Below are 21,248 nucleotides of genomic sequence, written 5' to 3'. Positions count from 1 at the left end.
AAAGTGGAGGGGAATCCTATGGATAACGCTCATGAGCGAGTGAATAGACGACTGCAGCAGCTGGCCGCAGCGGCGGAACCTACGTTTTGGGGGTTTCTTGGTTGTGAATTTGTTGATCTGAAAGACGGGATCATTACGATTGCTTTGGAGGCAAAACCTCATCATTTGAATCCGATTGGCATTGTCCATGGCGGTGTTCTGTCCTCTTTGCTGGATAATGCGATGGGGATTGTCGTTATGACGGCAAGGCCGGAGGATAAGGTTGTTACAACGAATTTGAATGTTCATTTCGTCGCTCCGCTGTATGAGGGGCGGCTGACTGTAACGGCTGAGCTTGTTCATCAATCGCGCAAAATGATTACAACACAAGGGCGAGTGATGGATCGCGAAGGAAATTTAGGAACCATGGGCACGGGAACGTTTCGAGTGATTTAGTGGGTAAAGGCTTTAGGACGAGGGGCATGTGCAAGCATGTCTCTCGTTTTTTGCGTATTTATGTTACATTAAATAACATCGTTAAGCGATATAGACATAAATTGTTCAAAAAAATTTAACCAATGTCATATAATCTAACATAAATCCATTGACTGTTTGGTCATGTCATCCTATAATCTGTAAAAAGGCATAAGGGGGGAAGCACGATGCATCTTACCATTCGTGAAGCATTATCCATTTATCCATTAACGGAAGCGAAGCTTGTAGCTGGCAAGCAAGGGGAATCCCGCATCGTTAAGTCTGTCAATGTTATGGACGCGCCAGATATTGCGGATTGGACGAAATCCGGCGAGATGCTCTTCACCACCGCTTTCGCCATGAAAGATAGTCCGCAGGAGACCGTTAATTTACTTCGTAAATTAAATGATCGCGGGGCTGCCGGGCTAGGGATCAAGCTTGGCCGTTTTTGGACGGAGCTGCCACAGGTTGTTGTCGAGGAAGCGGACCGGCTGCATTTTCCGATTATTGAGATGCCCTTCCAGTTTACTTTTTCTGACCAAATGAATGCCTTGTTCAACGCGGAATACCGCCGCAACACGAAGCTGCTGCAATCCGTGCTGGAGAAACAGACGAGGTTGATGCAGTTCGGTTTGAAGCAGGACAATATGGCGTCAATGTTCCAATTACTCAGTAATATTCTTGGATATCCCATGGCTGTCGTTGGGGCCAGAGGGCAAATTCTATATAATACAAGCGCGTGGAAGCAAGAGCAATTAGCTCAGAACTGGCCGAAAAGAAAGTGCGGCTGGGTATACTCGAACAAAGACCGCGCGTACCGGGTAGGGCTCTACCATCAGGATGATGAGCTCCTAGGCCATTTGCTGATCATGCCGGATGCTGTGCTTCTTGCCAATGTCGAGGAAGGTTTATTCCAGCAAGCGGCAGACATCTTAACTTTTCATATGAACTATACGTTTCGGTCACATGTGGAGGCATCAGCGGAGCGTGATTTGCAAAACTCCTTGTACCGCTATTTGGAGAAAGGGACGTCGCTTGAAGAGTTTCTGGAGCAGGCAGAGGGTAGAGGGCTAACGCTCTTTACGGGTGCTTACCAATGTGTGATAAGCAAAAGTAAGCCGGATGGGCAGTTAGATGAACAACGCCAGGGAAGAATGAAGCGGCTGAAAGAGTATATGGAGCTGCATCCCAAATCGAATCTCTTGCGAGCAAATCATTTTATACTCAAAGATCTCATGTTTTCCATTTATTCCTCGACTCAAGCGGAGGGCTTCCCGGAAGATGAGTTAGCACAGCTTCTGATCAAATATGCAGGCGATTCAGGCTGCCGGGAGGAAGCCGGCGAGATGGTGTTCTATACAAGTGCTATGAAAAGCAAGCCAACAGCATTAAGAGAAGCTTATATGGAATGTATGGAGACACAACGAATGGCCAATAAGCTCGAGTTGTCGGATCGCGTGGTTCACTACGAAACGATAGAGTTCGCTCATCTGTTCCAACATGTGTCGGTCAATATGATGGAAGACTACTGTGCCAAAGTTTTGCGCCCGCTCTTGGAGAAGGATGCCGAATATTCGCAAGAAATGATCCGAACTTTGGAGGTCTTCATTCGTAATGACGGTCAAGTTAGCGAAGCGGCCAAGCAATTATTCATTCATAGAAATACCGTTACCTATCGGTTAGAGAAGATCAGTGATCTTTTGCAGGTGGATTTCAAGAAAGTGAATGATCTATTGAAGCTGAAAGCTGTCTTCTTATTCCGTCAATTTTTACATGTCAGACAATAAATTCTGAACCCTGTGACGCTGTGTAAGCGCTCAGGGTTTTCGTTTTTCTAACGTGATCACGGTAATTTCAGGTCTGCAAAGGAAGCGGAAGGGGAGAAACGTTGTGCCGATCCCCCGATTCGTATAGACAAGCAGCTTGGAATCAGGTACTTCGTAGAGCCCCATCACGTACTGCTTACCTTGAAGCGGTGTGAAGAGCGCACCTACGATAGGCAAGCGAACCTGTCCTCCATGCGAGTGGCCGGATAGCTGCAAATCGACGGGTTGTCCGATGACTTGATTAGCGAAGTCGGGACAATGCGAGAGCAGAAGCGTGAACATTTGAGCATTGGTGCCTTGGAGGGTTTTGACGATATCGGGGGAGCCGGTAAGTCGATCTTCAACACCTGCGATCTGAATGGATTGTCTTTTGTAGGTAATCTTCTTACAGGCATTAAGTAACGTTTGAAACCCGCCGTTTTGGAGGATGGGCAGCGTATAGTTTTTATCGATCCATTTATCATGGTTGCCAAGTACGGCCCATTTGCCGAGTGGTGCTTCAAGGCTGGCGAGCAGATTGCTTGTTAACGTCTCGTCTTCTGTAATCCGGGCATCGAATAAATCTCCTGTGAAAGTTAGAAGATCTGCTTTTTCTTTATTAATAAGGGTAACGACACGTTCTAAATCCTTTAAATTAAAATGATGACCTATATGTAAATCGCTGAACTGTAAAAGCTTAAGTCCATGGAAGGCATTGGGGAGCCGTTCAAATGATAAAGTGATTCTCGTAATATCGTACCATTTTGTTTCAATAAAGCTGGAATAACTGCCAACAAGACCTCCGGAAGCCAGTAAAGAACCTGCAAGCAGAACGCCTTTTTTTAGAAATGTTCGTCTTGACACTGGGGGTGTTGGTTCCATTATGTTCCTCCTAGTTCCAAAGCTCATTTTATATCTTGATTATAGCAATAAGCTTGCTCTGTTTGCGAATCTTGTGAGGTTTGGCTAGGTTTGACTCGGTCTGTCTTGGTCTGTCTATGTCTGGCAAGTTGCATAAGCAGCTTGGTTAATTTATAATAATTTCAATGTAATGCGAAGGGAGAGATTGGAATGTCAGCATGGAAAGAGCTCACAACGGTTGATCAGTGGCAGGAAGTATGGGACCGTTCCTCCGATAAACCGGCGGTCGTTCTGAAACACAGCACAACTTGTCCGGTAAGCGCAAGCGCGCTTGATGAATACGAACAATATTTGTCAGGGAAGCCGAATGAAGATGTAGATTATTACTTGGTTAAGGTCATTGAATCTCGCCCGGTTTCTAACCAAATCGCGGAGGATCTTGGCATCAAGCACGCATCGCCGCAAATTCTTTATTTTAAAAATAAAGAATCCATCTGGAATACATCGCACTGGTCTGTTACAACCAAGCATATTACGGCTGTTTTAGACTAAATAATGCGCAGGATTTAATTACAAAGCCCGTGGAAGCTGCCTATTCGTATTAGGCGGATCGCCACAGGGCTTTTTTTCTTATGGGACAATAATTGAACAATGTCTAAAAAAGATTGGCAATAGAGGCATCCTCCTATATAATAATTTGGTATTTGGCAACAACAAGGTAACTATGCAGCAAGGAGTTTTGCAAGATGAATGCAATGAATAAAACGAAAGTTCCAATTCCTGTTTTTTTGTTAATCGGTATTATCGCAATCTCATTTTCGGCTATTTTTGTGAGATGGTCCGATGCACCTGCCGCAGTCACGGCTATGTATCGTTTGTTGATGACGAATGTGCTTATGCTTCCTTTTCTATGGAGTTATCGGTCAGAGATTACTAGAATTCGTTTGAGAGACTGGCTGCGAACGGCGGCGTCCGGAATTGCTCTTGGTTTGCATTTTCTATTCTGGATGGATTCTCTGCGATTTACGACGGTTGCCAGCTCGACTGCGATTCTCACGTTAGAGCCGATCTTTGTGCTTGTCGGTGCGTTTCTGCTTTATGGGCAAAGAACCAATCGCGCGGCCGTTTTGGCGATGTGTGTGGCGATCGTAGGCGCTATTTGTATTGGTTGGGGTGATTTCCAATTTTCAGGTGCGGCATTGAAAGGTGACTTTCTATCGCTCATCGGCACCGTTGCAGTTGCCCTGCATATGCTTTGGGGCAAAAGCCTGCGAGAGCGGATTTCCGCTTTCGTGTACAGTTTCTTTGTTTTCCTGTTCGCTGGACTCGTACTTGCCGTCACGAATGTGATGACTGGAACCTCATTCACAGCTTATCCAGCGAAAGAGTGGGGCGTTTTCTTGCTGCTTGCCATCATTCCAACGGTCTTCGGCCACTATGTATTCAATTGGCTGCTCAAGTATATGAAGGCATCCTCCGTATCGATGACCGTTCTGGGCGAACCGCTTGGCGCGACGATATTGGCTTATTTTTTGCTCGGGGAAAAGATTACTGCCATTCAGCTTCTGGCGGGGTGCCTATTGTTAGTTGGCGTAGGCTTGTTTCTGCGCAGTAACGAGAAAAAGTAATTTTTCAACGTATTAATTGAACGAAGGTGAAATACGAGGCTCGGCAGATATGTTTTTCCACTTGGAGGGATCACGTGAGATTTCGCGATTTTCATCGTAATGTTAAATTAAGAATCGGCCTTTCTTTTATTTCCGGTACCGCGAACAATATGGTGCTTCCCTTCATGTCCATTTATTTTTCTGGAAAATTAGGTGATACGAGCGCTGGGCTTGTTGTCATTCTCGGCATTCTGGCGGGGGTCATCGCAGGAATTGTAGGGGGCTATTACGCAGATCGAATAGGTCGTAAAAAGCTGATGCTTACCGCAGAAATCGGTTGGATGATCTGTTTTATGGGGATGGCTTTGTCTAATTCGCCGTGGTTATCGTCTCCGTGGATGACGTTTGTACTGATGATTTTCGTGAGCATGTTCTGGGGTGTTCATGGACCCGCCAACGATGCGATGCTGCTCGATGTTACAGCTCCTGATATTCGCAAATACATGTACGCCATTATGTACTGGATGAACAATTTATCTTTTGCAATTGCTGGTATTGCAGGCGCATTTTTATTCAAATCGTACTTGTTTGAGTTGTTTATTGGCTTATCGGTTATCGGCTTGATATCGCTAATCATCACCTACTTCTTTATTCATGAGGCATACCAACCGAAACCCTTATCCGATCGTGGAGGAGTGGGGGATAGCTTTCAAGGGAAGACGTCCATGTGGTCCAATTACAAGCTGGTGCTGTACGATAAAACATTCATGATCTTCACAATAGCTTCTTTATTGTTGGTCTCTGTAGAGTTTCATCTAGGTAATTATGTCGGTGTGCGATTGGAAAAAGAGATGGCATCCGCTCCGCTTATCCCTTGGATGGAGTCATCCTGGACCATTGACGGTCTCAAAATGTTAGGATTTATCCGCACCGAAAATACCGTGCTCGTCGTTGTGCTTTCCGTTCTTATGGGCGTTTTGATGCGGCGTTTCTCAGATAGCAGAGTGTTGTTTATCGGCTACACCTGTTATATTCTGGGCTATAGTTATTTAGCTTATAGCAATCAGCCTTGGCTGTTGATGTTATCGATGTTCATTGCAACGGTTGGCGAATTGATGTATGTGCCGATTAAGCAAGCGTATTTGGGTAATATTGCTCCCGACCATGCAAGAAGCTCGTATATGGCTCTTTATGGGATGGTATACAAAGGAGCAACACTGCTTGGCGGTGTTGGCGTGATCCTTGGCGGCTGGATTTCGTCTTGGATGATGGCAACGCTCATTGGGATTAGCGGAGTCCTTGGCATGGGGATGTTTTACGCGATCTTGGCTCAGCTTGAAGAGCGAAAAGATAAGGCGGAAAAGAATCACAGGGAGGCAATGGCAACTGCTGCAGCTACGACTTCTGGCGTTACGGCTTGAGCCATTTATTTCAGCTGAGGCGAGCCAAGCTAATCGCTCTGAAAAAAGGGGCTGTCCCTCAGGACTTTCATGTCCTGTAGTGACAACCCCTTTTTCATCTTATTTCGTAGCTGCCGCAAACTCATCTTTGATTCTTTGCAGCAGATCAGGGCTGCTGAGAACTTCGTACGCTGTGTTAGCCAGCGCTTTGGCTGTGAAAATCATCGCGTCAAGGGCGGGCTCTTGCAGCGCCAAATCACGGAACTCCTTGGTATGCAGCATATGCTTCTCGCCAACGACCTTGACGAAAGGATGAATCGTCGGACATTGGATCGATACGTTACCCAGATCAAGCGAGCCGTGATCCTTGCCGACTTCAACGTCTTTCGGGTTGATTCCCATCTCGCTTAGTTGATCCGAGAATACTTGGGACAACGTTTCGTTGGTACGCAGCTCGTCATACGAATATTCGTAGAAGGACGTTTTGAGCGTACATCCGGTTTGTAACGCAGCGCCTTCTGCGCAGTGGAGCACTTTCTGGACGAGCTCATCCGTATAGGTACGAGACGCTGATCGAACATAGAACTGAGCGACAGCATAGTCTGGGATAATGTTAGGGGCTTTACCGCCTTCGCTAATAATGCCGTGAACACGCGCGTCGGATTTCATTTGTTGGCGCAGCGCGTTGATGGAATTGAAAAGCTGGAGAACGGCGTCCAGCGCGTTCACACCTTCATAAGGCTGCGCAGCGGCATGCGCGGGACGGCCGAAAAATTCATACTGAATCGCATCCATGGCCAGGGATTCACCCGATTTTTCATAGGTGTAATAAGGATGAGCCATCAAGGCGATATCCACATCGCGGAAAAGTCCTGCTTCGGCCATGGGCACTTTCGCACCTTTGGTTTCTTCGGCGGGAGTCCCATACACACGAATGCTGCCGCCTGTTTCGGCAAGAACAGACTTAAGGCCGATGGCTGCGCCTATGCTCATCATACAGATTAAGTGGTGGCCGCAGGCATGACCCAGATCCGGCAAGGCGTCATACTCCGCTAAGAAGCCGACGACAGGTCCTGTTTTCCCGGAATCATAGGTGGCTATAAAAGCAGTTGGAATATCCAGTACGCCACGTTCAACTTGGAAACCATGATATTCCAGCTCTTCCGTCAGGCGAGCGGCAGCCTGAAACTCTTCATGTCCGAGCTCCGGATTTGCACCGATAAAGCTGGAAATCGCTTTGAATCTATTGGCGTTGTTGTCAATGGTTTGCGTAATGGTGGATTTCGATGTCATAAGTGAGAAGGCTCCTTTATCTAATTACTTGCTTTTATTGTAGTATAAAGGAACGCAAACTACCACTTTCAGGAGCTCTGAGTTACAATAAATGAACGAGGTTCAAATAGACATAATCAGCTTTTTAGAAAATAATGTTGCGGGGGAACTGTCAGATGATGAAATATGGCGCAGAGCACGTTGAACACAAATTTACTTTATCTTTTGTTGAATCTGAGGTGCGCGGACAATGGCGTGATCTGTATTTAAGCATTCAGCTAGAGGATGGCGAGAGCTTTCCGGAAGATCTCATCGATCCTTCTATTCTTGTGATTTGCAATTTGGAGGGGGACATTGTGCAAATTGTGCTTCATGACGAGGGCTGCGACTGCGAGTTTCAATTTACCTACGCGGAAAAAGCGCAAATCGAAAATTTTGTTCAAGAGCATGTAAACGTATAAAAAAACTTGCCGCACAACTGGTGAGAGTGTCCCTTCCCAAACTGGGCGCTGACGCATATACTATCCTACGTCAGCTTTAGGGAGAGGATAGCATGGATAAGACGATTAATTATTTGGCATTTGGTGATTCACTTACCGTTGGTTTTGGTGCGCCGGATGGTCGTGGATTCGTGTACAGCTTTAAGCAGAAAGTAGAGCAGTGGCTTAACGTTCCAGTTCAATTGATCCAAGCGGGCACGAACGGTGCTACGACTAACGAATTGCTCCAAACGCTGCAGTCCGATCCGCAAATTCAGAAGGATATCCAAACGGCGGATATCATCACGATTACAGCTGGCGGTAATGATTTAATCCAAGGTGCGATTCCTTTCTTTTATCAAAATGACCCCGCTTTTTTAAAAACAGCTCTTCAAACCTACGAATCGAATTACAAAGAAATCATGGTACAAATAGAAACGCTGCGGCAAGGTATCAATAGCCCCTATTTAATTGCCTTGATTGGATTATATAATCCTTTACCGCAGGTGCCTGAATCGGCTTATTGGGTGCAGCGTTTTAATATATTTTTGCGTAAATTAGAGCAGCCGCATATTCACATCGTTCAGGTGTATGATGCTTTTGTGGGGCAGGACACTCGCTACCTTTCTGACGATGCCATTCATCCGAATGAGGATGGTTATGATGAGCTGGCACGCCAAGTTGAGAGCGTCGTCTCCCTTCCGCAGCTGCAGCGGCTGATTCCTTGACTAGGACATGATGACATACCCGAAGATGGAAACGAAATGACAGGCGCTACCAGCGAGCACGAAAATATGCCAAATGGCATGGTGATAAGGGATGCGCCTCCATACATAAAAGATGGAACCGAACGTGTACAGCAGTCCGCCAACTACCAGCCATACGATGCCTCCGAAGGGAAGGTTCATGTAAAGCGGCTTAAAAGCAATAACAATAAGCCAGCCCATGAGTATGTAACAGAGCGTGGAGATAAGGACAAATCGCTTCACATAAAATATTTTGAGCACAATACCTGTTAAGGCAAGCCCCCATATCACACCAAAGAAAGTCCACCCCAAAGGCCCGCGTAGGGTCACCAGCAAATAGGGGGTATAGGTTCCGGCAATTAAAACGTAAATAGCGGCATGATCGAGCACCTCAAAAATGTCCTTCAGCCGGGGGTGCCTGACGCTATGCAGCAGGGTGGAGCAGGTATACAACGTAACGAGCGCCACACCGAACACGCTGAAACTTACAATATGCCACGCATCGCCATGTAGACAAGCTTGAACAACGAGCAGGATAAGCGCTGCGCAGCTTAAAAGGACGCCAACCCCATGGCTGATGGCGTTTGCTTTCTCTTCTTGAACGGAATATTCCATGTGAATAACCTACTTTCTTTTTTTAGCTGCAAAAAAAATACCTAATAGATTGGACGATGAGAATATGTTATTACCTTCATTTCGACTGGGAAATAAAATTGCCTTAGTTACAGGAGCAGGAAGAGGGATCGGTAGAGCACTGGCGATCGGACTTGCCGAGGCCGGCGCTGATGTCGCCCTTTTTGCGCGTACGTCAAGTGATATCGAAGAAGTTGCAGCTGAAATTCGTGCTTTGGGCAGACAAGCTTATCCGTTCCAAGTGGATGTCACAAGTAGAGAACAAATTGAAGCAGCTGTGGAACAAATCATCGAAAAGGCAGGTAGATTGGATATTCTGATCAACAATGCCGGGATGAACATACGAAGCCAAGCGCTGGCCGTAACTGATGAAGAGTGGGATACCATTATGCAGACGAATCTCAAATCCGCCTTTCTGTGCGCCCAAATTGTTGGCCATCATATGAAAGAGCAGAAGTATGGCCGGATCATCAATATCGCCTCTGTTGCCGGACAGGTTGCCCTACGGACCGGAGTTGTATACGCGGCTACAAAAGCAGCCATGATTCAAATGACAAAGGTGCTGGCGCTGGAGTGGGGCAAATTCGGAATTAACGTGAACAGCATCGGGCCTTGGTACTTTAAAACAACGCTTACGGAGAAAATATTGGCTAACCCTGATTTTCTGGCTGATGTTATTGCGCGTACACCTCTGCAGCGTGTTGGGGAGCTCCAAGAGCTGGTAGGACCTGCTGTTTTCTTTGCTTCGGATGCTGCGAACTATGTGACGGGTCAGACATTATTCGTTGACGGCGGCATGACGATCTATGGTTTCTAATTTATAGTTACTTCTTTTGTATGATTGAGCTTTCATCTCATATCCGATATACTGAACACACAACAATCCATAGAATTCATGTGGTTTTCAGTTTATAGACGGATAGATAGAAAGATAAGGTGGTTGACCGTAATGTCCCGGGTGCGTATTTTTACTGACAGTACGTGTGATTTAAGTGAGGAGCTCATTCATCGATACCAGATTGAAGTTGTCCCTCTTTATGTTATTTTTGACGAATTATCGTTAAAAGATGGCGTTTCCATCAAGCCAGACCGACTTTTTGAGCTTGTAGATGAAACCGGCAAACTGCCCAAAACAGCGGCGCCTTCTCCGATCGATTTTGAGAGGGCGTTTGAAGGGGCTGTGCAGGCTGGTGATGCTGTCGTTTATATCGGACTTTCGTCGGAACTATCTTCGACAATTCAAAATGCTTCCATAGCGGCTGCAAATTTTCCTGATGGTAAAGTTACCGTAATCGATTCTAGAACTCTATCAACAGGGATTGGTTTGCTAGTGTTGAAGGCTGCTCATTCGGCTCAGGAGGGTAAAAGCAGTTCGGAAATCAAATCCATGATTGAGTCGTTTCGATCCCATATTGAAGTAGAGTTTATTATTGATACGCTGGAGTACTTGCATAAAGGCGGAAGATGTTCGAGCGTCCAGCATTTCCTCGGAAGTTTATTGAAGATTAGACCTGTTGTGAAAGTGATTGACGGGGCTATGACATTAACGGACAAAGTAAGAGGGAAAAGGGAGAAAGCGCTTCAACAACTATTGGATAATGCACTTGCTTTAAAAGATGAAATGGATACGGAGTTCCTGTTCGTCACTCATGCGATGGCAGCCGATGAAGCTGCGTATGTCAAAGAGCAGATTGAGCAGCGAACCAATATAAAGCAAGTCTATATGACCGAAACCGGGTGTGTGGTATCCAGTCACTGCGGTCCTCGCACGCTTGGAATCGTTTTCGCCAAAAAATAAGAAATGAGTGTACACAACATGACGAGAATCAAGATTATCACTGACAGCAGCTGCGACCTCCCCAAATTGATTGTGGACGAGCTAGGGATTACCATTGTACCTTTGTCCGTACATTTTGGAGAGGAGTGCATGCCTCCTCACATGGAGCTTTGTGAATTTTATGCGAGAATGAAAACGGAGAGTGTACTGCCTAAGACGTCTAGTCCCTCGCCGCTGCATTTTCTCACGGATTTTCAGAAAAAAGCTGAGGTCAATCAAGATATTCTTGTGATTTGTCTTTCTTCTGCGCTAAGCAGTACGTACAATCATGCCCTTATGGCCAAAGAGATGCTTCTGGAGGAAGGTTATCAAGGACGTATTGAAGTTATCGATTCGAAAACGGCTTCATTAGGACTTGGTGTACTGGCCTTTAAAGCAGCCAAGATGGCTGAGAATCATGTTCCTTTTGAGCAAATTGTTGAGACGATACGATGTTCGGTTACTTCTTCGGGGACGCTGTTTTTCTTGGATACATTAGAAAATGTCATTAAAGGTGGACGACTTGATCGGGTCAGAGGGGCTGTCGCTTCTGTTTTGAATATTAAACTTGTCATGAAAGCCAGTGAAGAAGGCTCGATTGAAGTCATGGATAAAATCCGCGGCACGCAGCAAGCGTTGAAGCGAATGATCGCCAAAGTGGGCGAGGCTGTTCACGACTACGATCAAGATGTGATTGCCGTCGCCCACAGCAACTGTGAGGAGAGAGCTCGCGAGGTGTTGAACCAACTCCTCCAAAAGCATCCGTTCCGCAATGTGCTATTCGCAAACATGGGCACCGTCATTGGCACGTATGCTGGTGAAGGCGGCGTACTGATCGCATATTAAAAAGAGACACCTGATCGATTTCTAGGGCATTTGGCCTAAGAAAAATCAGGTGTCTTTTATTTTATGGTGAATCCGTTGTGACAATGTCCGCATCGTCTGTCGAGACAAGAGGAGATAAGTCGCCAGGAGCCATCAGCCATAATTCATGAAGCGCGCGCGTGCAGCCTACATAAAGCAATTTGGCATCCATAAGCGTGGCTTCGTAATGTGCGGCCGTTACATCCATCAGCAGAACGGCGTCAAATTCCAGTCCTTTGGTTAAGTAAACCGGTACAACCGAAATTCCTCCGCGATACACACGTTGTTTGGATGTGATGAGATTTGTTTCTATGCCGGCTTTGGTCAGGACGTCGTGCAAGTCCTCAGCCTGCTTCTCCGTACGAGCAACAACGGCAATCGTGCTGGACGTTCCTTGTTGTAATGTCGCGATAGCCTGCAGCAGCAGAGGGATTCTTTGTTTGAGGTCAGTCTGCAAGACCCGGACTTTGTTCCCGCTGCGGAACACGGGCACGGCAAGGAGCGGGTTCTCAACACCCCGCTGCAGCACCAGATTGGCGAACTGGATGATTTCCATCGTTGACCGGTAACTGCGCTCGAGCTCGAAGTAGCCGCCTTGCTCTTCCTGAAATAAACTGGAAAATTCCTTCCAATCTTTGATGCCTTGATAGGCATGAATTCCTTGCGACAAATCACCGAGAATCGTAAAGGAACTATTGCGTGTGTAACTATCAAGAACAGCCACCTGGAAAGGTGAAAAGTCTTGGGCTTCGTCTATGACGACATGGTCGAACAATCGGTCCGATGATATGCCATATAGACGTGTATGGATATGAAGGAGTGGAGCGAGATCTTCAAGCTGCACTTCTTTTTTCTTGAATAGCTTAAGTGACGCGCTAACAATGGGCTCAGGAAGCTTATGCAGAAGCTCCACAGGCAGGCTTTCCGGGCGATTGTTTTCAGCGAACAGCATTTTGTAGAAGCTGAATGCCGAATGCTCCGACCAACTGGTCAAATACGTCCGCAAGCGCTGCGCCGATTTCTTTTTCAACTCTTTTTTCCGGGTTTGCTCCCAGATTTTGTCGAGCTGCATTTCCATCCAACGTTTGATGCGGGCTACGACGCGTTCGCGGCGTTTGACGAGAGGATAATGCTTATTCTCGACGAAAAACCATTCGCGAATGTTCGCAAGCGGCAGCTTAACGCCTTCCCAAGGAATGAAATCGGCTGTTGGGACGTAGGAGGACTCGAATTTAGTCAAACAATCATCCAAATATTGTTTGAATGCAATCGAACCCTTAAACCTGCCTGGGGCATTATCATCCAGCGGTGGTCTTTTGCTGCCAAGTGAGAACCAGGTTTGGAGGGTGAGCGCTTGATCCGCTAACTTCACTTCTTGCTCGAGTACATCGAGCGCCCAGTCGGTAAAAGTACTCTGCTGAATATTGCCGACACCCAGTTCAGGCAGAACGCCTGATATGTAGTCGAGGAACATCGAGTTCGGTGCAAAAATAATCATTCGCTCAGCACGAACCTGTTCACGGTATTGATAGAGTAAAAAGGCGAGACGATGCAGGGCAACCGTCGTTTTACCACTACCTGCGACTCCTTGGATAATGAGCGCGGTATTTTTGGCGGCACGGATGATGCGGTCTTGCTCCGCTTGAATGGTGGAGACGATATCGCGAAGCTTGTTGTCTTTATTTTCCCCTAATCGATAGAGCAAAAATTCGTCGCCTACAGCCAAAGAATCTTCGTTGCGGTCATAAGTGTCCACGACGCGCTGAAGGATTTGCTTGCGGACCACGAGGTTTCGCTTTAAATAGACGAGGCCCTCAATGAGACCGTCCGGTGAGTCGTAGGAAGCAGCATCTAGTCCTCCGGTGAACGAGTAGAACAAGCTGGCCACCGGTGCGCGCCAGTCAATAACGAGCAATTGGCCGGTACGTTCGTCTTCTACGCCTGATTTGCCGATATAGAGCGGCTGGGACGAAGCGGTGCCTGACTCTTGAAAATCCAAACGGCCAAAATAGGGTTCTTCAACCGCTTTGGCTAAGTTGTTCCGCCCATTTTCACGTGCAACTTCTAAAGCTTGTTCCGTTAAATCGGGGCCGTAATAGACAGGCGTGGCTCTAAGCCTAGCCAGTTGTTTGTCAATTTCGATATTCGTTTCTTCAAGTCGCTGTAGCTCTTCTTGATAGGCACTTTGAGTCTTTGTGTCCAAGATCAGTTACCTCCTAAGATCAGATGATATGTCTATTATGCGAATAAACAGGTAAACAATATAACACACCTGTCAGGATATGGGAAGCTAAAACGTTTTAACATGAAGATATTTGGGGGTGTTGGCAAACAATGCTATAATGGACAAGTAGTTATTTTATCATTGAAGGAGTAGATCACGGTGTCCATTTATGATATTGAAGTTCAGACCATTACGGGAGAAACGAAGTCACTTTCCGATTACAAAGGCAAAGCATTACTTATTGTCAATACAGCAAGCGCTTGTGGACTTACGCCTCATTACAAAGGTTTGCAGAGTTTATACGAGCAATATCAAGAAAAGGGCCTTGTTGTTCTAGGATTCCCTTGTAATCAATTTGCCGGTCAAGAGCCGGGGACCAATGAAGAAATTCAAAGTTTCTGTGAGCTTAATTACAATGTCACTTTCCCGATGTTTGCAAAGATCGATGTGAAAGGTGAACACGCTCACCCTTTATACACTTATTTGCTAAGCCACACTCCAGAACCTTACCGCACTGGCGATATTGAATGGAATTTCGTGAAATTCCTTGTTGATGCAAACGGCAGCGTAGTCAAGCAGTACAGCGCGAGAACGGAACCTTCCGATATTGCAGCAGATATTGAAGCGGTTCTAGCCTAAGAATTCAGAAAAAAGTTGTTGCATTGCTGACAACCCCCCGCTATAATCAGAAATAATCATGACAGTGAAGGAGTCGAATCAATATGAAGAACACAGCTTGGTTCGTACAATTTCATTATTTTTATAGGCGTTAGCACATACCTGAACTTATCAGGGTGGGCTAACGCATTTCGCGTTGGCCTCCCTGCGAGATAGTAATTCGCGCAGGACCATAGGTCCGGCGCGTTTTTTTATCTCGGGAGAAGGGACTAGGTGAAGGTATGGGAAACAGCAATCAAAGGTATGAGAGTCCGGAAGAAGAGAGTCGGTTCATGAATCACCTCGAACAAGCCAAAGTTATCCTGTTAGCGCCTAAAGCTTCCTTGCAAGTGAATGCACGGATACGTGAACTAACGAGTGAATTGCAACTCGTTGGCATAGGGGTAAGAATGGAATGTCTGGCTTCGGATTCAGGGAAACATATAGCGGAAGGGCTTGGCATGCGCTTCGTCATCTCCATAAGTGATAACTCGAAGGCGGGGAATGAAGTCAGCTTGATGGATTTGCAAGAAAACACGGAGATGACGATGCCTTGGGATCAAGCGATTTTCGTGATTGAGAACGTGTATCCGCCCGCCAATTTTACATAAAAGAAAACGGAGTGAAGATGAAGATGGGAATTCAAAATGGATTTGTTTATGCGCATCCGGATGATGAGACCTTTCTCAGTGGATGTTTAATTCGCAAATATGCGGATGAAGGCAACGCGCCTGCGCTGCTGCTAGCGACGCGGGGGGACGCAGGCCGGCATGGGTTGGAGAGAGCGACTGATAAGTCGGAGCTTGCCAGGGTGAGAGAAGAAGAAATGAATGTTGCCGCTGAAGTGTTGGGGATTTCCATTGTGGAACATTTGGGCTTCCCGGACGGTCAGTTGGCGAATATTGATTTCGATGATCTGGTCGCAGGCGTTATTTCCTTTCTTCAGCGTTATGAGGTGGAAAACGTATTCAGCTTCGCAGAAGATGGTGGGAATGGGCACCCGGATCATGTGACCATTTCCAAAGCTGCGACTGCTGCTGTTTTAAGCGGGAAATGCCCAAGCGTTCGCAAGCTGTACTATGCGGCGTCAGGAATTTTACGGGAGCGGGGGCTGCAGCCTTCAATTGTTGTGGATACGGAGCTGGGATGGTCAGTCAAAGCAGCTGCCCTGAAAGCTCATGCGACCCAGCATGTGGCTATCGCGAAATATTTTGGCGATTTGGAGGTTTTTCCAGAGGCGCGCAGATGGGAAGCTTTTGTACTGGGATGGGAAGACGGAGTTATGTGGCCGGAGATGGCGGTAAGCCGGTAAGCTGAGAAGCGTCACAACGTCATTAACAACAAATGCCGTTCGTGCATATGGATAAGTAAGTTGCGAAATTTTGGACAAGGCGGGTAGGCTATAGATGACCATGTTGATAAAAGTTGAAGCTGTGCTTATTGCAGATAACCCTGACACATTTATTACAAGAGAAATTGACGGAGCCGAGTTGAAATTTGGTGGTATAGAAGGAGATAGGCATTTTGGTCTATTTGCCAAAGCTGACTCCAGACAGCCCATGTATAAGAGAGGGACGGAGATCTTTAATCGTCGTCAACTTAGCCTCGTGTCTGTTGAGGAGCTTCAAGGAATCGCAGACCGGTTAGGTGTCGAAACAATTCGGCCCGAGTGGTTGGGAGCGAACATTCTGGTGAGCGGCGCGCCGGACTTAACCAAGCTTCCCATTGGCATTCGTATGATGCTTTCTAGTGGCGGCGGGTTAGTCTGCGAGGGTGAAAATGAGCCCTGTGCCGGACCGGGCAGAGTGATCGCGGAACAGTATGACAACAAAAGTTTAACGAAACATTTTATCATTCAAGCGCAGAAAAGCAGGGGAATTGTCGCTTATGTGGAACGCCCAGGTGAGATTAAACCAGGGGATCATATCGAAATTCACCTACCTACCCCCTGAAAACAGAACGCCGTTGCGAAAGCTATTTTTGATTGGAAATAGCCTGGTAAAAGTTGGCTCTGGAAGGTGTAGAGAAATGACATTAAGCAACTGTGAGGCATGCGGAAAAGTTTTCATAACACAATTTGAAAAACGCTGTAAACCCTGTGCGCAGCTGCTACTGGTCGAGTCGCATAAGGTCAAAGATTTTGTTCGCAGCCATCCGGGTGCCACACTGATTGATGTGTACCATGAGACGGGCGTATCGCTCAAGACGATCAAAGAGTTGATACAGGAATGAGTGAAAAAGAAAATCGTGACTTGCTTTTTTACATACATAAAACGAAAATAAGCGGACATACTATCTTTGACGGTGAAAGCAGAGAGGTGTCGTGTCAAAGACAATTTACACCAAGGGAAGTTGTTGTTGAATCCGTATAGAAGCGAGGAGATGTGCCGCAGAAATCATTAATGTGGTCAAGTACTGCAATAGTGTGATGAGGTAGAGACCAAGCTGAGTTAAGGTTCATAGCATAGTACCATAAATCTATTCACCGTCAATGAGGACTCCGAGAGGGGTCCTTATTTCGTATGTTTTGGGTACACCCTTCCTAAAAGTACGACAACCCCGACAACCCGACAACCCGACAACCCGACAACCCGACAACCCGACAACCCGACAACCCGACAAACCCGACAAACCCGACAAACCCAACAAACCCAACAAACCCAACAAACCCAACACAACCAACACAACCAACAAAGCCGTTTATCCTTGTATTCACTGGCGCAGTAACTGGAATTTCTACTGTTAAAAATGGCGCGGAGTGGCATTTCGATGAAATAACTGGAGTTGGTGGAGGTAATTCAGTCGATTTGAATCATTTTTGAGGAAACTTGAGGAAATAGAAGGATAAATTCCATATAATGGATCGCAAGTGGTGGAAATGATCAGACTAAGCTGCACTTTTTCCCGTTAAAATTCAAGGGAATGGTGATGGGGAAGGGTAAAGGGTGATGAGTAAAAGGCTTACGTTGCATTATATACAACGTAATGGGCTCGTCTGACCACGAATGCGGTCTTTGATTGCACAATATACAACCATTTATAGTGAAAAGGTGAGATGTAAGCGTTTTAGTGTGTGATTCGTTGCATAAAGTACAGTATAGAGGCGTGCTGAGGCCTAATTACAGCCAAATGGTTGCACAATATACAACATAGAATGGTGCTCCAGTCGTAACCTGTTTATAAGTGATAAAAGGTGTGACGGAGTGGGGTGACGAAGGTACGGCTTAGCAGCAAAGTCGAAGGCTTACATTGCACTTAATACAGTGTAATGACGTCGTCTGACGGCAAAATGCGGTTAAACGAAAAAAATCCCCCGGTGCCAGCGAATCGAGACAAGGCAATCAGGGGATTTTTTGCTGTGGTCATCGCTTTGCAAACACATCCAGCAGCAGCTCATCCTTAATGGGATCCTGCATATCCCAAGCTGTTGCAAATCGTACCTGATGCGAAACGCCCATAATCTCGTATTTTTGCACGAGATGCTGGCGGGCGGAGCCGATAATCAGGGAATGCAGCCGCAGCTGCTTTTTTTGGCCTAGCAGCGCAAGCTGCTGCTGCGTAGATTTGGAGATCTGGCCAACGCCATCGGTGACCATCACGAAATCGGCATCGCGAAACTGCGGCTGATGCTGAACGATGTCCATGCCCCTGCCCAGCGGGGCATCGAAGTTGGTGCCGCCGCCGAAGGCAAGCTGCGCAAGGCCATAGAAGCGGTCCCAGTCGGGACGCTTGTAAGACAAGATGTGCTCGACCAGCTCACCTTTGGCGCCGAACAGCAGCAGGACGAAGTCCCGCCGCTCGAGAAGCGCGAAGGAGGCGAAGGTCGCCGTGAACAGCTGGGCAAGCCGGAGCTTGCTGCCGCGCATCGAATGCGACGTGTCGAGCATACAGATTACGGGACCTTTTTGCGGTTCTGGAGAAGACCCGCTGTAGTTGTAAGTCATGAGCTTATTTTCCATCCATTTGACGAGAAAATAAGGCTCAAAATCTTCATCCGCGAGCAAACTGGCTTCGCTGGGCAGCAAATGCGCGATGTCTCCGGAATGCCGCAGATCATCGTAGGATTCAGGGACATACGGCGAGCGCTGCTTTTTCCGCTGAACCCGCAGATGATGGATGTTGCGGCCCACCTCCTGCAAGAAAGCGACCAAATCCTTGCTGCGCTTCAGCTTTTCAATCCACTGCACGTAGTGCTCGAACGTCTGCCTCCGCAGCTTCCCCAGCTCGCTGCCCCAGCGCCGGTTCGCGAGCCGCTGACTCGCCTGCACGAGCTCGTGCACATTAAAGCTGTCCATCTCTTCGAGGGACAGCGTCTCCTTCAAAGATCGCCCGAGCCAGTCGCCCAGCTCGGACTCAAGCTCCTGCATCGCGGCGAGGTCGCGGGCGCTCATGCGTTCCAGCTGCCGCTTCCGGCGCTCGAGTTCCTCTTCCGCCTTGCGCAGCTTGGCTTTCAGCTTGTCGCGTTTCATGAACTCCGTACGCAGCTCGCCTTGCAGTTCCAAGATGCGCTGTTTCAACGCGCGAATCTCGTCTACAACCAGCGGCCGTGAGTCAGAGGCCTCTTGCTTGTCCTCTACAGCTCGTTTTCCCTGCTGCAGGGTATATCCAACAAGCCTCAGCTTCTCAATTTGCTTATCAGTGAGCCGCTCGCTGACGCTTTTGTCCTCTTGACCGCTCATTTGCTGTTTTTTCTCCAAACCGATGCCGATCTGCTGTTGCTCCTTTTGCCGTTTTTTTACTTCTTTCTCGTATGACTCCGTCAGCCACATTAGCGCTTTGAGCGCCGTCTTGAAGGAAGCGTTCACTTGTCCAATTGTGCGCGGATGAATGGAGACATAGAAGTATTGTTTGGTCAAAGTCAACACCATCCAACGGTGGAAAGGTGTTTCCTCGGAAGCGGCATCGATCTCAGGTTTCGTTAAATAAAAGCACATGAAGAAATCGGCAAACAGTTCAAGCGAAAACCAGGGAGCTTGCCGCACCGCTTCCCGCATCCATTCCTGGGCGACGCGGGAAGAATGAACATAACCTTCAAACACATACCGATCGACCCGTGTGCAGCGAATGATCATAACGTAACCTCTTATAGGGTATAGTCGTACACGATTCCCGGAATTTCACGGTCAAACAATGTGCGATATAAACCTTGAATGGATTGTAAAATGCGTTCACCCTGGATGCGAAGGTGCGTAAATTTGACGGCATATTGCTCGGGATGCTGCAGGAAAATGGATTGTGAAGCAATCCATTCGGGCAATTTTTTTTCTTTTTCCTGCCAAGAGACAAGTCTGCCTCGCAAACTGCGTGCAGTATCCTCAAGCTCCGTGCGGCATTCTTCCAAGCTGCCCTTCAGGCGCTCAGCGGCGTCTTTGGATAAAGAACCGCCGATTTCTTTTTTAAATTGGAAGGCATGGAGCTCATCTTCCTTGTCCAGCCATTTTTTAACCGTCATATTGTACTGCTGCAGAGGAAGCTCCTGTTCCATCTCGCGTTTGAGCATATCCTGAAATAACGTATCAAAAACCGCTTTAATTTCAGGCAAATCCTCTGGAAAATCCCAAAGCATGTGCGGAGTGAGGACAGTGTCCCAGACGCCAACGGCACTTCGTCCGTGGATAGCGGCAGAGATCTTCCAAGTGTGTCCTATTTTATTCCAACGGCGATCAGAGAGCACATATTCTTTCTCTTGAAGGGCCGTTTTCAACTGGAAGAGCATGTAAATCAAAGCATCCGGCAATTGCACGTCCATCGCTTGTGATCTCAATTGGTTAATTAGCTCTGTTGTAAGCAGTGTAGGAAGAGGCGTTTTCGGCGCTTGAAACATCAGTTCGAAGCTCGAAATTTGTTTGACATACTCGACTTCAAATCGGAACAAAAACCTATCGTAAAGTGCAGCCAGCTGCTCGTTATCTTCAGGCAATTCGTTGGAGGCTGCCATTAAAAATAACAGAGGCGACGGCTGTTTGAGACGTCCATTGAAGAAAACGCGCTCATTTAATATCGATAAGAGTGAGTTAAGAATCGCACTGTTTGCTTTGAATATTTCATCCAGGAAGGCGAAACGCGCGCTAGGCAGATATCCTTCCGTGAGGCGACTGTACTCATCTTGTTTTAATTTTTGCAAAGAGACTGGGCCGAATAGCTCGTCTGGTGTCGTAAAGCGAGTCAATAAATAGTCGTAATAGGGCTCATTGCCGAATAATTCTGCTGCAGCTCGGGCCAGCTGCGATTTCGCCGAACCGGGAGGTCCGACCAATAGGACGTGTTCACCGCTCATGATCGCAAGGAGCAAGACTCGGATGAGTTCTTCACGCTCCATGAACCTTTTCTCGAGATGCCCCATAGCTTCTCTTAATTTGTTCTGTATGACGATGGGATCTTTCATCATCGGTGTCCCCCTTGGCGTAGACTTCAGCAATATTGTATCAAAC

The 21,248-nt window shown here is 47.1% G+C and carries 21 protein-coding genes; 15 read left to right on the top strand and 6 right to left on the bottom strand.

From position 1 onward, the window contains the following. Positions 1-18 precede the first annotated feature (18 nt). Positions 19-435, top strand: a complete 417-nt coding sequence (locus GON05_RS38170) for a PaaI family thioesterase (protein WP_157326649.1) — start codon at positions 19-21, stop codon at positions 433-435. Positions 436-641: 206 nt separating this feature from the next. Next, positions 642-2,240 (top strand): PucR family transcriptional regulator, encoded by a 1,599-nt coding sequence (locus GON05_RS38165; protein ID WP_157326648.1) that lies wholly within the window; start codon positions 642-644, stop codon positions 2,238-2,240. Between the two features lie 30 nt (positions 2,241-2,270). Here the strand turns inward: GON05_RS38165 and GON05_RS38160 are convergent, their stop codons facing one another. After that, a complete protein-coding gene (locus GON05_RS38160) occupies positions 2,271-3,140 on the bottom strand; it encodes a metallophosphoesterase (RefSeq protein WP_157326647.1) in 870 nt (289 codons plus the stop codon). Between the two features lie 189 nt (positions 3,141-3,329). On the opposite strand from GON05_RS38160, the gene ytxJ reads away from it, so the two are divergent. From ytxJ to GON05_RS38145, 3 genes are all read left to right on the top strand, one after another. Continuing rightward, entirely contained in the window at positions 3,330-3,671 is a 342-nt protein-coding gene (gene ytxJ / locus GON05_RS38155) for a bacillithiol system redox-active protein YtxJ (RefSeq protein ID WP_157326646.1), read from the top strand. A gap of 194 nt (positions 3,672-3,865) precedes the next feature. Beyond that, entirely contained in the window at positions 3,866-4,747 is an 882-nt protein-coding gene (locus GON05_RS38150) for a DMT family transporter (protein WP_157326645.1), read from the top strand. A 74-nt stretch (positions 4,748-4,821) separates the two neighbouring features. Then, positions 4,822-6,147: an MFS transporter gene (locus GON05_RS38145; RefSeq protein WP_181646492.1), complete on the top strand. Its 1,326-nt coding sequence runs from the start codon at positions 4,822-4,824 to the stop codon at positions 6,145-6,147. A 99-nt stretch (positions 6,148-6,246) separates the two neighbouring features. Here the strand turns inward: GON05_RS38145 and GON05_RS38140 are convergent, their stop codons facing one another. After that, positions 6,247-7,419, bottom strand: a complete 1,173-nt coding sequence (locus tag GON05_RS38140) for a M20 family metallopeptidase (RefSeq protein WP_157326644.1) — start codon at positions 7,417-7,419, stop codon at positions 6,247-6,249. Between the two features lie 155 nt (positions 7,420-7,574). Here GON05_RS38140 and GON05_RS38135 point away from each other — a divergent pair, with 155 nt between their 5' ends. Both GON05_RS38135 and GON05_RS38130 read left to right on the top strand, forming a co-directional pair. Beyond that, the gene (locus GON05_RS38135) at positions 7,575-7,859 is read left to right on the top strand and encodes a hypothetical protein (protein ID WP_157326643.1); all 285 of its coding nucleotides are present in this window, start codon (positions 7,575-7,577) and stop codon (positions 7,857-7,859) included. A gap of 92 nt (positions 7,860-7,951) precedes the next feature. After that, a complete protein-coding gene (locus GON05_RS38130) occupies positions 7,952-8,605 on the top strand; it encodes a GDSL-type esterase/lipase family protein (protein ID WP_157326642.1) in 654 nt (217 codons plus the stop codon). On the opposite strand, the gene trhA is transcribed toward GON05_RS38130, so the two are convergent. Then, positions 8,606-9,238 carry a PAQR family membrane homeostasis protein TrhA gene (trhA, locus tag GON05_RS38125; RefSeq protein WP_157326641.1) on the bottom strand — a complete coding sequence of 211 codons (633 nt, stop codon included), beginning with the start codon at positions 9,236-9,238 and terminating at the stop codon, positions 8,606-8,608. Positions 9,239-9,302: 64 nt separating this feature from the next. Between trhA and GON05_RS38120 the strand changes: the two genes are divergently transcribed. The 3 genes from GON05_RS38120 to GON05_RS38110 all read left to right on the top strand — a co-directional run bounded on the left by GON05_RS38120 (position 9,303) and on the right by GON05_RS38110 (position 11,918). Beyond that, the gene (locus GON05_RS38120) at positions 9,303-10,073 is read left to right on the top strand and encodes an SDR family NAD(P)-dependent oxidoreductase (protein ID WP_157326640.1); all 771 of its coding nucleotides are present in this window, start codon (positions 9,303-9,305) and stop codon (positions 10,071-10,073) included. Positions 10,074-10,205: 132 nt separating this feature from the next. Continuing rightward, positions 10,206-11,054, top strand: coding sequence for a DegV family protein (locus tag GON05_RS38115; protein ID WP_157326639.1), 849 nt, complete (start codon positions 10,206-10,208; stop codon positions 11,052-11,054). Positions 11,055-11,072: 18 nt separating this feature from the next. Further along, positions 11,073-11,918, top strand: a complete 846-nt coding sequence (locus GON05_RS38110; RefSeq protein ID WP_157326711.1) for a DegV family protein — start codon at positions 11,073-11,075, stop codon at positions 11,916-11,918. A 61-nt stretch (positions 11,919-11,979) separates the two neighbouring features. Here the strand turns inward: GON05_RS38110 and GON05_RS38105 are convergent, their stop codons facing one another. Then, on the bottom strand, positions 11,980-14,139 hold the full coding sequence (locus GON05_RS38105) for a HelD family protein (RefSeq protein WP_157326638.1): 2,160 nt from the start codon (positions 14,137-14,139) through the stop codon (positions 11,980-11,982). 180 nt (positions 14,140-14,319) lie between these two features. Between GON05_RS38105 and GON05_RS38100 the strand changes: the two genes are divergently transcribed. From GON05_RS38100 to GON05_RS38080, 5 genes are all read left to right on the top strand, one after another. Further along, a complete protein-coding gene (locus tag GON05_RS38100) occupies positions 14,320-14,799 on the top strand; it encodes a glutathione peroxidase (protein WP_181646491.1) in 480 nt (159 codons plus the stop codon). Between the two features lie 311 nt (positions 14,800-15,110). Continuing rightward, positions 15,111-15,428, top strand: coding sequence for a hypothetical protein (locus GON05_RS38095; protein ID WP_157326637.1), 318 nt, complete (start codon positions 15,111-15,113; stop codon positions 15,426-15,428). A 23-nt stretch (positions 15,429-15,451) separates the two neighbouring features. Beyond that, the gene (locus GON05_RS38090) at positions 15,452-16,129 is read left to right on the top strand and encodes a PIG-L deacetylase family protein (RefSeq protein WP_157326636.1); all 678 of its coding nucleotides are present in this window, start codon (positions 15,452-15,454) and stop codon (positions 16,127-16,129) included. Positions 16,130-16,223: 94 nt separating this feature from the next. Then, positions 16,224-16,769, top strand: coding sequence for an MOSC domain-containing protein (locus GON05_RS38085; RefSeq protein WP_157326635.1), 546 nt, complete (start codon positions 16,224-16,226; stop codon positions 16,767-16,769). Positions 16,770-16,845: 76 nt separating this feature from the next. After that, on the top strand, positions 16,846-17,049 hold the full coding sequence (locus tag GON05_RS38080) for a hypothetical protein (protein WP_157326634.1): 204 nt from the start codon (positions 16,846-16,848) through the stop codon (positions 17,047-17,049). 1,130 nt (positions 17,050-18,179) lie between these two features. Here GON05_RS38080 and GON05_RS38075 read toward each other — a convergent pair. Together GON05_RS38075 and GON05_RS38070 are read right to left on the bottom strand one after the other, a co-directional pair. Beyond that, a complete protein-coding gene (locus tag GON05_RS38075; protein ID WP_157326633.1) occupies positions 18,180-19,889 on the bottom strand; it encodes a vWA domain-containing protein in 1,710 nt (569 codons plus the stop codon). Between the two features lie 11 nt (positions 19,890-19,900). Next, positions 19,901-21,202, bottom strand: a complete 1,302-nt coding sequence (locus GON05_RS38070; protein WP_157326710.1) for an AAA family ATPase — start codon at positions 21,200-21,202, stop codon at positions 19,901-19,903. Between the last annotated feature and the right edge of the window lie 46 nt (positions 21,203-21,248).

Origin of the sequence: Paenibacillus anseongensis (assembly GCF_009757995.1) — a bacterium.
Taxonomy (GTDB): Bacteria; Bacillota; Bacilli; order Paenibacillales; family NBRC-103111; genus Paenibacillus_E; species Paenibacillus_E chondroitinus.
The sequence above is the reverse complement of the archived record's forward strand: the minus strand, read 5'-3'. Positions and strand labels throughout refer to the sequence as shown.

Excerpts from the sequence above, each read along its gene's own strand:
- GON05_RS38170 (WP_157326649.1), top strand. The coding sequence starts at position 19 with ATGGATAACGCTCATGAGCGAGTGAATAGACGACTGCAGCAGCTGGCC.
- GON05_RS38165 (WP_157326648.1), top strand. The coding sequence starts at position 642 with ATGCATCTTACCATTCGTGAAGCATTATCCATTTATCCATTAACGGAA.
- GON05_RS38160 (WP_157326647.1), bottom strand. The coding sequence starts at position 3,140 with ATGGAACCAACACCCCCAGTGTCAAGACGAACATTTCTAAAAAAAGGC.
- ytxJ (WP_157326646.1), top strand. The coding sequence starts at position 3,330 with ATGTCAGCATGGAAAGAGCTCACAACGGTTGATCAGTGGCAGGAAGTA.
- GON05_RS38150 (WP_157326645.1), top strand. The coding sequence starts at position 3,866 with ATGAATGCAATGAATAAAACGAAAGTTCCAATTCCTGTTTTTTTGTTA.
- GON05_RS38140 (WP_157326644.1), bottom strand. The coding sequence starts at position 7,419 with ATGACATCGAAATCCACCATTACGCAAACCATTGACAACAACGCCAAT.
- GON05_RS38135 (WP_157326643.1), top strand. The coding sequence starts at position 7,575 with ATGATGAAATATGGCGCAGAGCACGTTGAACACAAATTTACTTTATCT.
- GON05_RS38130 (WP_157326642.1), top strand. The coding sequence starts at position 7,952 with ATGGATAAGACGATTAATTATTTGGCATTTGGTGATTCACTTACCGTT.
- trhA (WP_157326641.1), bottom strand. The coding sequence starts at position 9,238 with ATGGAATATTCCGTTCAAGAAGAGAAAGCAAACGCCATCAGCCATGGG.
- GON05_RS38120 (WP_157326640.1), top strand. The coding sequence starts at position 9,303 with ATGTTATTACCTTCATTTCGACTGGGAAATAAAATTGCCTTAGTTACA.
- GON05_RS38115 (WP_157326639.1), top strand. The coding sequence starts at position 10,206 with ATGTCCCGGGTGCGTATTTTTACTGACAGTACGTGTGATTTAAGTGAG.
- GON05_RS38110 (WP_157326711.1), top strand. The coding sequence starts at position 11,073 with ATGACGAGAATCAAGATTATCACTGACAGCAGCTGCGACCTCCCCAAA.
- GON05_RS38095 (WP_157326637.1), top strand. The coding sequence starts at position 15,111 with ATGAATCACCTCGAACAAGCCAAAGTTATCCTGTTAGCGCCTAAAGCT.
- GON05_RS38090 (WP_157326636.1), top strand. The coding sequence starts at position 15,452 with ATGGGAATTCAAAATGGATTTGTTTATGCGCATCCGGATGATGAGACC.
- GON05_RS38085 (WP_157326635.1), top strand. The coding sequence starts at position 16,224 with ATGACCATGTTGATAAAAGTTGAAGCTGTGCTTATTGCAGATAACCCT.
- GON05_RS38080 (WP_157326634.1), top strand. The coding sequence starts at position 16,846 with ATGACATTAAGCAACTGTGAGGCATGCGGAAAAGTTTTCATAACACAA.
- GON05_RS38075 (WP_157326633.1), bottom strand. The coding sequence starts at position 19,889 with ATGATCATTCGCTGCACACGGGTCGATCGGTATGTGTTTGAAGGTTAT.
- GON05_RS38070 (WP_157326710.1), bottom strand. The coding sequence starts at position 21,202 with ATGAAAGATCCCATCGTCATACAGAACAAATTAAGAGAAGCTATGGGG.